The organism is Microbulbifer sp. ABF4_107 (assembly GCF_056312215.1).
Window position 1 is genome coordinate 2,561,561 of the sequence record NZ_CM149983.1, and the last position, 13,405, is coordinate 2,574,965.

A 13,405-nucleotide genomic window follows, 5' to 3' on the forward strand; every position below is an offset into this window, starting at 1 on the left:
CCAAAATCCTTATCCGCGATCAAACGGTCTGGGTCACTTTCTTCAGACCTGCCGGCTCGTCCGGGTTGATACCCCGGCTTACCGCTACATGGGCAACGTCGATGTAGAAGCGCTGCAGCAGGGGCAGCGGTGCAACACGCGGGTGTACGCCCTTGCTCGGCACATGCAGATTGATCAGGGTGCCGCCGCGACGGATGATGTCTGCGATCTGCTCGCTGTGGGCCTGGTAGGATTCATCTTCGATGGGCACGTTCACCACGGTGAGCTTCTGCTCTACCAGAGTGACCGGGCCGTGCAGGAATTCCGCACTGGAGAAAGATTCCGCGTGCACGCTGCACACTTCTTTCAGCTTCAGTGCCAGCTCGCGGGTAATGCCGTAGCCGGGGCCGCGGCCGAGAACCACCAGGTTTTTTACCGCGGCCAGGTCTTCCGGGCGCAGCTGCACATCGGATTCAATGGCGTCGGTCAGGGTTTGCGGCAGCATTTCAACGCCGGCTTTCAGCTCTTCATCCTGGGTCCAGTACGCCACCAGTTGCAGCACCGCAGACAGGGTGCACAGGTAGCTCTTGGTCGCAGCAACAGCCAGTTCAGGGCCGGCTTTCAGCGGCACAACCTGGTCGACAATATCTTTGATCGGTGCGGTTTCATCGTTCACCAGCGCCACGGTGTAGGCACCGGCGTCTTTCGCCATTTGTGCCTGGGCGAGGATGTCCGGGCTGCGGCCGGATTGGGAAATCACGATGACCAGCGCGTCTTCGAGCTTCAGTTTTTTGCCATAGACGCTGGAGACGGACGGCGCTGCGGCAAAGGTCGGAGTGCCGGTTTCAATTTCAATCAGGTATTTGGCAAATACGCCAGCGTGGTCGGAAGATCCGCGACCAACGATCATTACAAAGCGCGGCGGCTTGCTGCGCAGGCGCTCGCCCAGCGCCTCCATGATCGGCGCGTTGTTCTGCAATTGTTCGGCAACTCGGCTCGGGGCTTCACGGGCCTCGGTTTCCATTACTGTCATCGCCATAGATGCATCCACCTTATTGGCCTCACCTGAGGTCACTGCGCTCATAAAATCTATCCGTAACTTTTTCTATCGTCGTCTTCCGACAACCTGTGTGTTCTAACGATTCGACGCTCTTATCCAAAGAGCTTATCCAAACAGCGCCTTGGCATCCGCCTCTTCCCGCGCTTTGGACTCACTGTCACCCAGTGCCGCAAGGGAGTGCTGGGCGAAGTAGGCGCAACCCAGCTCTGGCGGATCCAGCGGGTCGGAAACCCGCTCCGCCACATGGGGCTTGAGCCAGGGCTTGAGGCGCGGCGCCAGGCCGCCAATCATGGCCAGGCGCGGCGGCTTGCCTTCCATCAACTTGTCTGCGAGATCGCTGATATAAGCAGCACCATCGCGCATGATCGACGCAGCAATAGGACAGTTCGCCTCGGCGCACTCCACCAAAGGCACCGCCAGCTTGGCGTACTGACTGGAGGGCTTGCCCGCCATCATTTCAATAACATCGTAGGGATCGTCGGTCCCCAGCGCAGATTGCAGCTCGCCTTTCAGCGCTGAATCCTCCGCCAGACCTTCCATCGCCATTAACAGATATTTCACCGCTTCCATACCCAGCCAGGCACCACTGCCTTTGTCGCCGTGGGGGAAACCGTGGCCGCCGACAATCTCGCTGCGGCCATTGACCCAGGAGTAACCCACGGATCCGGTGCCGGCAATGATCACCGCGCCGTCACCACCGCGGTGCGCACCCAGACAGGCGGAGTGCTGATCGGTGGTGAGGAACATCTGTTTGAACGGGTGCGCCCAGGCATTCATCTCGTTATAAAGACGGGGCATATTGACCCCGGCCAGCCCCACACCAGCCACCAGCTCACCCAGAGTTTCCGCGGGCAGACCAGCGTCCGCCACCGCCAGTGCGGCAGAGCGCACGATGGAATCAATGGTTTGTGCATAACCGTGAAGGGGGTTCGCGGGCCCGGAGACACCGGTACCCAACAGGCGATTGCTGGTGTCGAATATAGAGGCGCGGCATTTACTGCCACCGCCATCGACGCCAATGAAAAGAATGTCCCTGCTGTCTCTCAAAGCAACCATCTAACCGGCCCCTAAGATTTTCTATTGTTATGTGTCCTTGCCGGATTCCCCACCGCATTCGCTGCGCCCCAGAGAAATCCGGCTGGGCGTCGCTGACGCCTCTGCCAATATGTGAGAAATACTACAAGACAAATGACAGCGTTGTCATGCCTTTTTTAAAAAAAAACCTGAAGGTTTCTCCCATTATATGCTGATTTTACGTGCCGTTTGGTGAAAAAAACGCCGACAAAGCCCCTCAGAGCCAGCCCTCCCGGACGCTCGAGCTCAAAAATCACCCAGCCATTTTTTCGCAGTGTCGGCAGTCCAATCCAGAGAACCTCCTCGCCACTCGCCGACCAGTTCAACCCGATTGCAATAAACCCGTCACACTTTTCTGCGATAAAGCGCGCGCCCGCGACGGACTGGATGCAATACAACGATCAACAAACAGCAACCGGACGGGCACTCGGAACAGTATTCAGAAGTGATAGGGGGCAGGATGAAACGCGTAAACGCGGGCAGGGGATCGAATTCAGGAATAATCGGCGCAAGATGGGTTGTGGCGCTATTGCTGCAACTGACTCTGGCTGCGGGCCTCATCGCTAGTGGCCAGGCCGCTGGCGCAGACCGTGATCGCGTGCTGTTCCGCCTGACTGGCTCCAACACCGTAGGCGCAGATCTGGCGCCCGCACTGGTAAAGCGATATCTGGAATCCCGGGGCGCCAGTGAGGTCAGTCAACGCTCGGAAGGCGAGAAACACTGGATTCACGCACGCCTGCAGGGTGAGCCTGTAGTTGTGCCCATCATCGCCCTGGGCTCCAGCACCGGCTTCAAGGCTTTGAACGGCGACACCGCCGATATCGGCATGGCATCTCGCCGCATCAAACCCAAAGAGGTAGATATGCTGGCGCGTTTCGGCGACTTCACAGGTCCACAGGCGGAGCATGTGATCGGCCTCGACGCCCTGGTGATTACCGTCCACAAAGACAACCCCATTAACCGCTTGAGCCTGGCGCAGCTGGCGCAGATTTACAGCGGAGAGATCCGCAACTGGCAACAACTGGGGGGACCGGACCTTCCGATACGCCCGCTGCACCGGGATATCGAGTCTGGCACCCGGGCTACCTTTGACGGGGAAGTCTTTGGCGGCAGCCGCCCGGCCAAAGGATTTGTATACGAGGTTTCCGGCAACCACGAAACCCGCGCACTGGTACAGCGGGATCGCGCGGCAATCGGCTATCTCCCGTTTGCCGACTCTGAAGGCATGCACAAGGTCGCGATCAAATCGGGGGAACTGGCCGCGGTGGTTCCAGACAGAGGCATTATTGCCACGGAAGACTTCCCCCTCACCCGTCGCCTGTACCTCTACCGCAATCCCGGGCGCTACAACCCACAGGTAGATGCCTTTCTGCACTTTGCGGAGTCCCACGCCGGGCAGCAAATCGTCGAGCAGATCGGCTTTATCAACCTGACCCCCGTGTCCCTGCAGATGGCGCCATACGCTAACGCGCCAGAGAGCTACCGCAAATTGATGGAGAACGGGTCGCGTCTCAGCATCTCCTTCCGATTTGCCGATGGCAGTACCGAGCTGGACAACCGCGCCCTGCGCGACCTGCACCGGTTACAGGACTTTATGGCGGAAAATGAAAACCGCGAATTATCGCTGACCCTGGTTGGCTTCTCAGATCGCAAATCCAATCAGAACATCTCCGACCTGATTTCCCGCTTCCGCGCACTCAAGGTACAGGGCGCACTGCTGCGGGATCACCAGATGGGAGACAGCCAGATCATGGCGGTTGGCGCCTTCGCACCACTGACTGGCGACAGCGAGCAGGGTCCGGTGAAAAACAGTCGGGTAGAAGTCTGGATCAATTGATCCACCGGTATCAATGCGGTGTAACCGGCGAGCAACTATATTTATCGCCATGAGCACCGCAACCTCCACAGGCGTTAACACGCGCACCGCCCTGCTGATAACCGCGGTAATACTGCTGTTATTCAGCGGTTGCTCCAGCATCCGCCTCGTCTATGGCCACCTGGATTGGTGGATGGACCGCACCCTCAATAAATACCTCGACCTGGATGGCGCTCAGAAAGACCTGCTGCAATTGCGAGTCGACGAATTCCATCGCTGGCACCGCCAGACCCAGCTGCCCCGCTACGCCGACTATTTCGAAGAACTGGCCGCCAAAGTAGACGACGCCGACACCAACCCGGCCCAGCTGGATGCCATCGAATCCCAGGTGGATACCTTCTGGCACTCCTCGGTGACGATGCTGAGCGACCTGATGCTGCCGATCCTTACCCAGCTGGACGACAAGCAGATCGACCAACTCGCAGAGAACATCCGGGAAGAGCGCGAAGAGTCATTAAAAAAGTGGGACAAGGCGCAGCGCAAGCGGGAAAAAGAGTTTCGCAAACAGGCTGAGCGCTGGCTCGGGGATCTCACGGAGGCTCAGGAATCCATGATTGATCGCCAGGTGGCCACCACGACTTTCGATCCGAAGCGCCGGGATGCGCAGCGGCAAATATGGGCGAATGCGTTTCTGGACACCTTGCGCAGCAAGCCCGATGGCTATCAAGCCCGGTTGCGCGCGCTGCTGATTGATCCCCAAACCCTGTGGCCGGAAGACTACCGCAAGATGCAGGACCAGTTGCGTCTTCAGGCCCGGTCCCTCGCCACGGAAATTCTGCAAAGTGCCACCCCTGAGCAACGCGCCCACCTGAAAAGCACGCTACTCGAATACGCCAGTGATTTCCGCCACCTGGCGGTTCAAAAACACTGACGGCGACGCGCGACAGCGCAGCCGGTGTGATACTACCGGCACAATCATCCAGTCCGTTTCAACTGCAACAATTGCGCCGCCACTTTATCTACCGAAATGCGCTGTTTTTACCGGGTTTTCCTGCAAAAAAGTGTCATAAAACATGACGCAATCCGCCCACTGCTGATAAGCTCCCGTCCCCGTAACTTCCTCCGGAAGTTGCCTGTCAAGAGTTGTCCATCAAGAGAAGAGGATTTTCCGTGCGTATCGAGACCGCCCAACGCGAACAGCTGCAACAGTGGGAAAAAGAACTGGACCAGCAATACCAGCGTATTTGCCAGCACAGCCTGAGCCTGGACCTGACCCGCGGCAAACCGGCAGCGGACCAACTCTCTCTGTCCGACAGCCTGGACGGTATCCTGAATGGCGACTACCGCGCTCCCGACGGCACCGACACCCGCAACTACGGCGGCCTCGAAGGTATTGCCGCCGCCCGCGAACTGGGTGCGGATATTCTGCAGGTGCCGTTTGAAGAGGTACTGGCCGGCGGCAACAGCTCCCTGACCCTGATGTACCACGCGGTTCTCACCGGCTACCTGTTCGGCTTTGCCGGCAACCAGCCGTGGAAAGAAATGAGTGCGCCCAAGTTTCTGTGCCCGGTACCCGGCTACGACCGCCACTTCGCCATCTGCGAGCAGCTCGGGATCGCCATGGACACGGTCCCGATGACCGCCACCGGCCCGGACATGGATGTACTGGAACAGAAGATCCGCGAAGACGACCAGATCATCGGTCTGTGGTGCGTACCCAAATTCTCAAACCCCACCGGCGTAACCTACGACGCAGACACCGTCGACCGTCTGGCGCAACTGGCCAAGATCGCCAACCCGGGCTTCCGTATTTTCTGGGACAACGCCTACGCCATTCACGACCTGGACCACCAGGTAAAACTGCCGAACATCCGCGAAGCCGCGCTGGGCAATGACACCGCCGATTCCGTACTGCAATTTGCCTCTACCTCCAAGGTGACCCACGCCGGCGCCGGTGTGGCCTTTGTGAGCGGCAGTCCCGCCAACCTGGCGTCCCTGAAACAGCAGATGTCGGCCATGACCATCGGCCCGGACAAGATCAATCAGCTGCGCCACGCGCGCCTGTTCCCGGAACTGACCCAGCTGAAAGAGCACATGCAACAGCACGCGGAAATCCTGCGTCCCAAGTTTGCCTGTGTACTGGAACATCTGGAAAAGAACTTCGCCGATACCGATCTGGGCGAGTGGGAAAAACCCGAAGGCGGTTACTTCGTTTCCTTCAACACCCGCCCGGGTGTGGCGGCAGACGTGATTCGCCTGTCTGCGGAAGCCGGCGTAAAACTGACACCCGCCGGTGCGACTTTCCCCTACGGAAAAGACCCGGAAAACACCAACATCCGTATTGCACCCAGCTTCCCGCCGCTGGAAGAACTGGATACCGCCATGTCGGTGTTTGTGTTGTGTGTGAAACTGGCGACGGTGCGTAACGCGCTGGCCGGCTGATTTTTCACAGCATCAGAAATAAAAAAACCGGCAATTTTGCCGGTTTTTTGATGCCTGAATTTCTACACAAGTATCAGATCTGATTGCGCCGTGTCTGCCAGGTAATCGGCCGCGCGTACTGCTCCACCTTGTCTTCCACCCCCAGCAACATGGCAAATAATGCCATGCGCACCAGCAGGCCGTTGTCCGTCTGGCGGAAAATCGCCAGGCTCGGGTGTTCATTCAGATCCGAATCCAGTTCATTGGCTTCCGCGCGGGAATCCCGTGGCAGCGGGTGCATGATCACGGTATTGGGTTCCGCGTGGCGGGTAAAAATATCGCGGTTCAGGCGGAAACGGCCGCGGTAGCGATCGGCGTCGGCCTGGGATTCAAAACGCTCTTCCTGGATGCGGGTGGAATAGACGATATCCACATGCTTGATCGACGGCTCCAGCTGATCGGTTACCGTCACCTGATGCCCCACTTCGCGCAGTTTCTCCACCACTACTGCCGGCATCGCCAACTCGCCCGGAGAGACCAGCACCAGTTGAACATTTTTGAACAGGCACAGCAGTTTGCACAGGGAGTGCACGGTGCGCCCGTGCTTGAGATCGCCAATCATGGCGATGCGGAAGTTATCCAGGGAGCCGCCTTTGCCTTCCAGCTCCTTGCGAATGGTGTACAGGTCGAGCAGTGCCTGGGTCGGATGCTCGTTGGCGCCATCACCGCCATTCACGATTGGCACCCGGCTGGCCGCGGCGAACTCCGCCACAGACCCCGCCTGTGGGTGGCGCATACAGATTACATCGGAGTAGCCGGAAAGAACCCGCGCGGTGTCGTACAGGGACTCGCCTTTGGCCAGGGAGCTGGCTGACACCCCCACCGTCTCGCGCACGGTGCCACCGAGCAGATTGAACGCGCAGCCAAAGCTCACCCGGGTACGGGTGCTGGGCTCGAAAAACATATTGCCGAGGATTGCGCCCTCGAGGACACGGGTGACTTTTTCCCGGCGGGCGTAGGGAACCATGGTGTCGGCCACGGCAAAAATTCGGTCGATGTCGTCCCGCTCAAACTGGCTGACGGAAAGGATATTGGCACCGATAAAGTCCATTGCTGCTCCACTTACTCAAGGTTGCGCCGGGATCACCGGCGGCTGGGCGGGCGGTATTCTACGCGCACCATCGCGGGCGGAACAGCCGCAATTGGCGGATCAACCCAGCAGTGCATCGCCCCAGGTTTCCAGTTGATCCAGCAGGTCACTGCGCTCGGGAAACTCCTCCCGCAAGCGCGCAATCTCCTCGAAATAGGCTTCCATGGTAATACTCGCCCCGAACTTGGGGTCCGTCAGCCGCTGGTAGCGCCACTCTTCCCAACGCTCCTGCTCTTCCTCATTTAGCGTCTCGGGGAAGTTACGCGCCCGCAGGCGAAAGAGTAGCTCCGGCAGGCGCGAATCGGAAAACGAGGGCTGCCCGGCCAGGGCTTCCGGGCCGCGGCTGATCAGGGCGTTGTGCAGCTGGCGGCACGCGTCGCGATCGGCATCGTTCATAAAGCCGTCGTAGAGGCGCGCTTCCACATCCTTGGCCGGGAACTCTCCATCGAGAAACACCTGGTGTAACTTCTCGGTCAGATCCAGCCCCTGCAGCTTCTGCCAGTTGGCCTCACAGGCCTCTTTGTCGATCTGCAGGTCGGCCGCGCGCTGACCGGAGAGCATATTCGCCGGCGCCAGCACCGGGCAGCGGTTCATATGAATCAGCTTCAGGCCGGCCGGCAGCTCGCCTTCGCCCAGCTTGTCACGGGCGGTGTAGAGGCGCTCGCGCAGGGCGTCCGGGTCCAGGTCGAGAATCGGCTGCGGGTCCATGGCCAGGTTGGCACAGATCACCGCATTGCGGTTCACCGGGTGCATGGCCAGGGGAAGCACATAGGTCAGGTGACCGTGGGTCGCGGGGACCTTGCCGGAGATATGCAGCAGCGGTTTGCGATCCCGCGGGTTGAGTATCTTTGCCACTTCCTGCTTGCGGCGCAGCTTGTACACGTAATCGTAGAGCTTGGGCTGCTTGTCGCGGATCAGCCGCGCCATATCGATGGTGGCGCGCACATCCGACAGCGCATCGTGAGCGCCCTCATGGCTGATGCCATTGGCCGCGGTAAGCTCTTCCAGGCGGAAAGAAGGCACCCAAACGCCGTCTGCCACTTCCCGCCGGGGCCATTCAATGCCCTCCGGGCGCAGGGCATATGTCAGCCGCACCATATCGATAATGTCCCAGCGGCTGTTGCCAGACTTCCACTCCCGTTCGTACGGGTCTAGCAAGTTGCGGTACAGGGTATGGCGGGTGACTTCATCGTCAAAGCGCAGGCTGTTGTAGCCCACTCCACAGGTCCCGGGCGCACCCAGCTCGTTGAGGATCCGCTGGATAAACTCGATTTCCGGCAGCCCTTCGGCAAACGCCTTCTGCGGTGCCAGCCCGGTCACCAGCGCCGCCATCGGCTGCGGCAGGCAGTCACTGGCCGGCTTCGAATAGATCATCAGCGGTTCACCGACCACATTCAGATCTTCATCGGTGCGGATACCGGCAAACTGGGAAGGCTTGTCCGCCCCCGGGTCCACGCCCCAGGTTTCGTAGTCATGCCAGTAAAGCGTGGTCCCGGACATTGTGCTCGCCCCTATTCCTGTTACCTTTCGTCAATAGCGCGCCATGTTACCGCAGCCGACCGGGCTCGCGCAGGTTGCAAACCCCTTCCCGGCCATTAAAATCCCGCCTTCTTCTATATTATCCAGACTCCCATTTTCCAGAATCGCCACGGGATAACGCCCCCCTTATGAATATTCGCCAGCAGCTCAACGATATTTTCCAGACCGCCATGACCGCCGCGGGGATTCCCGCCGAGTGCAGCCCGGCGGTGGCCCCCGCCAAAAAGGCGGGCTTTGGTGACTACCAAGCCAATGGCGCCATGGCGGCGGCCAAAAAAGTGGGCAACAACCCTCGCGAGCTGGCGGCGAAGATCATCGAGAACCTGGGCGATCAGCCGATGATCGAGAAGACCGAGGTTGCCGGCCCCGGCTTTATCAACATTCACCTGAGCGAATCCTGGCTGGCCGGTACCCTCGCCGCGGCCCGCGCCGATGAGCGTCTGAATATCGCCAGCGCCGATGAGCCACAAACCGCAGTGCTGGACTACTCCCACCCCAACCTCGCCAAAGAAATGCACGTGGGCCACCTGCGTACCACCATCATCGGTGACGCCCTCGCCCGCCTGTTGGAATTCCAGGGCCACACGGTAATTCGCCAGAACCATATGGGCGACTGGGGCACCCAGTTCGGCATGCTGCTGGCGCACCTGGCCGACAAAATGGAAAACCAGGACGCCGAAGTGGCACTGAAAGATCTGGAAGTCTTCTACCGCGAGGCCAAGGTCCGCTTTGATGAGGAAGAAGGCTTTGCCGACCGCGCCCGCGAATACGTGGTGAAACTGCAGGGTGGCGACGCCGACTGCCTGAAACTCTGGCAGCGCTTTATCGACATCTCCATCAGCCATGCCGAAGAGATCTACGAAAAGCTGGGCGTTACCCTGCAGCGCAAAGACGTGTATGCGGAAAGCCAGTACAACGACGACCTGCCGGTGCTGGTGAAAGACCTGATCGATCGCAGCATTGCGGTGGAAGACCAGGGGGCCATTGTCGCCTTCCTGCCTGAAATGGCCGACAAGGAAGGCAATCCCAGCGTGGTGATTATCCAGAAGAAAGGCGGTGGCTACCTCTACGCCACCACCGACCTGGCCGCCATCCGCTACCGCGCCAATACCCTGAAAGCGGACCGTATTCTTTACGTTGTCGACGCGCGCCAGACCCTGCACCTGCAGCAGGCGTTCACCGTGGCGCGCAAGGCCGGCTATATTGCCGACAGCCAGACGCTCGAACACTGCGCCTTCGGTACCATGATGGGCAACGATGGCAAACCGTTCAAAACCCGCACCGGTGGCACCGTAAAACTGGCGGAACTACTGGACGAAGCGGTAGAGCGCGCGACTGCACTGGTCGCAGGCAAGAACCCGGAGCTGAGCCCGGAAGAGCAGGCCGAGATCGGCCGCGTGGTGGGTATCGGCGCGGTCAAATACGCCGACCTCAGCAAAACCCGCACCAACGATTACGTGTTCAACTGGGACGCCATGCTGGCGTTTGAGGGCAATACAGCGCCCTACCTGCAGTACGCCTACACTCGTGTGCGCAGTATTTTCCGTCGCGCCGGAGTGGACCCGTCTGCGCTAAACGGCGATATCGTACTGGGCACCGATGCCGAGCGCGCACTGGCGATCAAGCTGAATCAGTTTGGTGAGGTACTGGACCAGGTAGCCAAAGACACTTTTCCACATGTGCTGTGTACATACCTCTACGAACTGGCAAGCGCCTATATGGGCTTCTACGAAGCCTGCCCGGTTTTGAAAGAAGGTGTGAGCGAAGAGGAGAAGCAAAGTCGCCTGCAGTTGTGCGACCTGGTTGCGCGCACCCTGTCCACAGGGTTGGGCCTGCTCGGAATCGAGACCCTCGAGAAGATGTAACCCTACCGGCAGTGGTGCCGATAGTGTTGCCGAAAACGCGGTCAGGCGCTTTCTCTGGAAAGTGCCTGCTGCAATACCTGCTGGGCACTGGCCAGGTCCGCATCGCGGATCAGCCAGAGCTCGGACTGCCAATCCAGATTCCCCGCCCCATTTTTTCCCTTATCCCCCGCGTCCACAGAGGGCTCCACCCGGGTTTGCTGTGTCAAAACCGGGAAGCCGGCGGATTGCAGTAAGTTGCGTAGATAGCTACTGAGAAGCTGGTCGTCGGTAGTGTAAATTTTGCTCGCCATAGTGCGGACTGGTTAACCTTGCAGACTCTGGGTACCGGGCTTGTGGCTCGGTGTCAGGTCGAACATCAGTTGTGAAAAAGTATTCCGCCGTTCCAGCACTCTGGGGGTACATCCGCGTGGAAAAACGGATCGGGATAAATTAAAGATAGACCAACCGGACAAATAGCGCCTGTGCACAGCGGAAGAAACTCGCGGCAGCCACATCCGCAAGGCGTATTCGTTCGCATTTGCGAGATAGATTTGCGCGCGGTAATTAACGAGGCTTAAAAGAAGTGACCAATTCCAGTGGGCGCACCACCCCATCGAGAGGCTTTTCAGCACTTTGCCCCGAAAGTGCCGGTAAGGACGCCGAGTACAACTGATATTTGTTTTTGCCTTGACGCTTGGCGTGGTACATCGCCAAGTCCGCTTTTTGCAGCACCCCCTCCAGCGTATCTTCCTGCCCCTCCACCGCAACCACGCCCACACTCATGGTGACGGTAACCAGGTTATCGGAAATTTTTACCGGCTGCGCCACGGTATTCAGCAGCTTCTCTGCCAGCGTGCGATAGGCATCCACCCCCTGCACACCCCGGACAAATACGCAGAACTCATCGCCACTGAGTCGAGCGACAATATCGCCACACCGCATAACACTGAGCAGGCGCCGGGCAATCACGCACAAAAGTTCATCACCGCCCTGGTGCCCCAGAGTGTCATTGACCTGCTTGAAGTCATCCAGGTCGATAAAAAACAGATAACACTGCTCGTGCACTCCGTCCGGCTGGTGTCGGGCAAGCTGCAGATGAAACTCCAGTTGCTCCAGCAGACTGAATCGATTAGCCAGCCCCGTAAGGCTGTCATGCATGGCAATCTGCTCCAGCTGCGCCGTCTTGCGCGTCACCATGTCATTCATATCTTCAAGCTGGTCGCAGACCGTGAGCCCGGTGTTGTCGAGTACGTCCAGCTCATCAAATTTATCCAGATTTTTATGCACCGGACGGATCAACTGACGCGCGTCGCTGAAGCGGCCATTCGTCAATAGCGGCAAGGCCTGGGCCAGACGTCGCAAACGCACAATTGGCCCCCACAAAGTCCCTGCGACTGCGGCGCTAAAAATCAGCGCACCGAGGACAGAAAACAGCAGCAGTAACTGCACCGACTCATCGATGTGCTCGACCTGATCGGAAACATCCTCGATAAATACAAACTGCGCGCCGTTGTCGTCGACACCCACACTCATGGTGCGAATATCGAACTGGCGATTATCCAGTTCGTGTATCCGCGCGCGCTGCAACCCGCCCACCGTCGACACCTCATTGGCCACCCGGTTCAGCAATGGCAAAACACGCTCGCGGGATGTCAGAGACAATACCTCACGCTGCCAGCGCGCAAGGTAATTAAGCCCTGCCCCGGGCGGAGGAAGGGTACGCACCGCCGACAGAATACCAATATCAGAGCCGGTCATTTCGCGAAAGCGCTGTAGTTGCTTCACCAGCGGCCGGTCGATCTGCAAAACATAGTCACCACCTCGGGCACGCATGGGTACCGACAGGCTCTGAACACAGCCCGGCTCACACTGGATCCGTTCCAGTGGCTGACCGCGCATCAATACCTGAGCCACCTGCTCCGCACTCAACTGGCTGTAGGACGCCCCCCAGCTCAGCACCGGCTTGCTTTCCGCATCGTAAATTTTCAGGGAGTGGAGATCCCAGCTTTGCTGGAGAAGCTCCCATTGGCGGTCCATGGCTTTGCGCAGCTCTTCCCGGGAAGATATGCGCCCACGGGGACTGAGGGCAATCAGCTCTGCAAGTTGCGCCATTTCCTGGCGGGACTGCTGCAACAGGCCGGAAACCTGAAATTGGAAATTGAGGTGGCGATGTTCGCGGTTTTTCGCCAGCAGAGACTGCAGGCTGCCGTTGCCGAGCAGGATAAAAAACAGGCACATGGCCACGACCAGCAACGCGGAGAGCAGGCAGGCTTTGAAGCGCAAAGTGTTGACGTTTGCCCGAGGCAACACGGTGAGTCCTCTTGATTCCCTGGCTCGATGGCTGTACGCAACTCCGGCGACAGCTTCTTTTTAATCATTGAGTATGGCGCAAATTTTCAGGCCAACCCGCTCGAGTGTGCGCTCACAGACAAAAATAGCGCCACAATGCCAAAAACAGGATTTATGTCACAAAACCGTCCCGCTCCCAGCATAACTTTGACCGCATAGTGCCCCAATTGCCC

At 58.9% G+C, this 13,405-nt stretch carries 10 protein-coding genes; 4 read left to right on the plus strand and 6 right to left on the minus strand.

Annotated elements, in window-relative coordinates; translation table 11 throughout:
• Nucleotides 1–19: 19 nt before the first annotated feature.
• Both nagB-II and nagK read right to left on the minus strand, forming a co-directional pair.
• Nucleotides 20–1,063 (minus strand): glucosamine-6-phosphate deaminase NagB-II, encoded by a 1,044-nt coding sequence (nagB-II, locus tag ACYX4K_RS10610; protein WP_475092155.1) that lies wholly within the window; start codon nt 1,061–1,063, stop codon nt 20–22.
• An 81-nt stretch (nt 1,064–1,144) separates the two neighbouring features.
• Nucleotides 1,145–2,095, minus strand: coding sequence for an N-acetylglucosamine kinase (gene nagK / locus ACYX4K_RS10615; protein WP_475092154.1), 951 nt, complete (start codon nt 2,093–2,095; stop codon nt 1,145–1,147).
• Nucleotides 2,096–2,633: 538 nt separating this feature from the next.
• Here nagK and ACYX4K_RS10620 point away from each other — a divergent pair.
• The 3 genes from ACYX4K_RS10620 (at nt 2,634) to ACYX4K_RS10630 (ending at nt 6,371) form a co-directional block, all read left to right on the plus strand.
• Nucleotides 2,634–3,950, plus strand: coding sequence for a substrate-binding domain-containing protein (locus ACYX4K_RS10620; RefSeq protein WP_475092153.1), 1,317 nt, complete (start codon nt 2,634–2,636; stop codon nt 3,948–3,950).
• Between the two features lie 49 nt (nt 3,951–3,999).
• Nucleotides 4,000–4,860, plus strand: a complete 861-nt coding sequence (locus tag ACYX4K_RS10625) for a DUF6279 family lipoprotein (RefSeq protein ID WP_475092152.1) — start codon at nt 4,000–4,002, stop codon at nt 4,858–4,860.
• Nucleotides 4,861–5,099: 239 nt separating this feature from the next.
• Entirely contained in the window at nt 5,100–6,371 is a 1,272-nt protein-coding gene (locus ACYX4K_RS10630; protein ID WP_475092151.1) for an aspartate aminotransferase type Ic, read from the plus strand.
• A gap of 73 nt (nt 6,372–6,444) precedes the next feature.
• On the opposite strand, the gene ACYX4K_RS10635 is transcribed toward ACYX4K_RS10630, so the two are convergent.
• Entirely contained in the window at nt 6,445–7,461 is a 1,017-nt protein-coding gene (locus ACYX4K_RS10635; RefSeq protein WP_475092150.1) for an aspartate carbamoyltransferase, read from the minus strand.
• Nucleotides 7,462–7,560: 99 nt separating this feature from the next.
• Nucleotides 7,561–9,000: an exodeoxyribonuclease I gene (gene sbcB / locus ACYX4K_RS10640; RefSeq protein WP_475092149.1), complete on the minus strand. Its 1,440-nt coding sequence runs from the start codon at nt 8,998–9,000 to the stop codon at nt 7,561–7,563.
• A gap of 167 nt (nt 9,001–9,167) precedes the next feature.
• Between sbcB and argS the strand changes: the two genes are divergently transcribed.
• The gene (argS, locus tag ACYX4K_RS10645) at nt 9,168–10,904 is read left to right on the plus strand and encodes an arginine--tRNA ligase (protein WP_475092148.1); all 1,737 of its coding nucleotides are present in this window, start codon (nt 9,168–9,170) and stop codon (nt 10,902–10,904) included.
• Between the two features lie 41 nt (nt 10,905–10,945).
• On the opposite strand, the gene ACYX4K_RS10650 is transcribed toward argS, so the two are convergent.
• On the minus strand, nt 10,946–11,194 hold the full coding sequence (locus ACYX4K_RS10650) for a putative signal transducing protein (RefSeq protein ID WP_475092147.1): 249 nt from the start codon (nt 11,192–11,194) through the stop codon (nt 10,946–10,948).
• Nucleotides 11,195–11,447: 253 nt separating this feature from the next.
• Nucleotides 11,448–13,193, minus strand: coding sequence for a diguanylate cyclase domain-containing protein (locus ACYX4K_RS10655; RefSeq protein WP_475092146.1), 1,746 nt, complete (start codon nt 13,191–13,193; stop codon nt 11,448–11,450).
• Nucleotides 13,194–13,405 lie beyond the last annotated feature (212 nt).

Coding starts and splice junctions, on each gene's coding strand:
- ACYX4K_RS10650 (WP_475092147.1), bottom strand. CDS start 11,194: ATGGCGAGCAAAATTTACACTACCGACGACCAGCTTCTCAGTAGCTAT.
- nagB-II (WP_475092155.1), bottom strand. CDS start 1,063: ATGAGCGCAGTGACCTCAGGTGAGGCCAATAAGGTGGATGCATCTATG.
- ACYX4K_RS10625 (WP_475092152.1), top strand. CDS start 4,000: ATGAGCACCGCAACCTCCACAGGCGTTAACACGCGCACCGCCCTGCTG.
- sbcB (WP_475092149.1), bottom strand. CDS start 9,000: ATGTCCGGGACCACGCTTTACTGGCATGACTACGAAACCTGGGGCGTG.
- nagK (WP_475092154.1), bottom strand. CDS start 2,095: ATGGTTGCTTTGAGAGACAGCAGGGACATTCTTTTCATTGGCGTCGAT.
- argS (WP_475092148.1), top strand. CDS start 9,168: ATGAATATTCGCCAGCAGCTCAACGATATTTTCCAGACCGCCATGACC.
- ACYX4K_RS10635 (WP_475092150.1), bottom strand. CDS start 7,461: ATGGACTTTATCGGTGCCAATATCCTTTCCGTCAGCCAGTTTGAGCGG.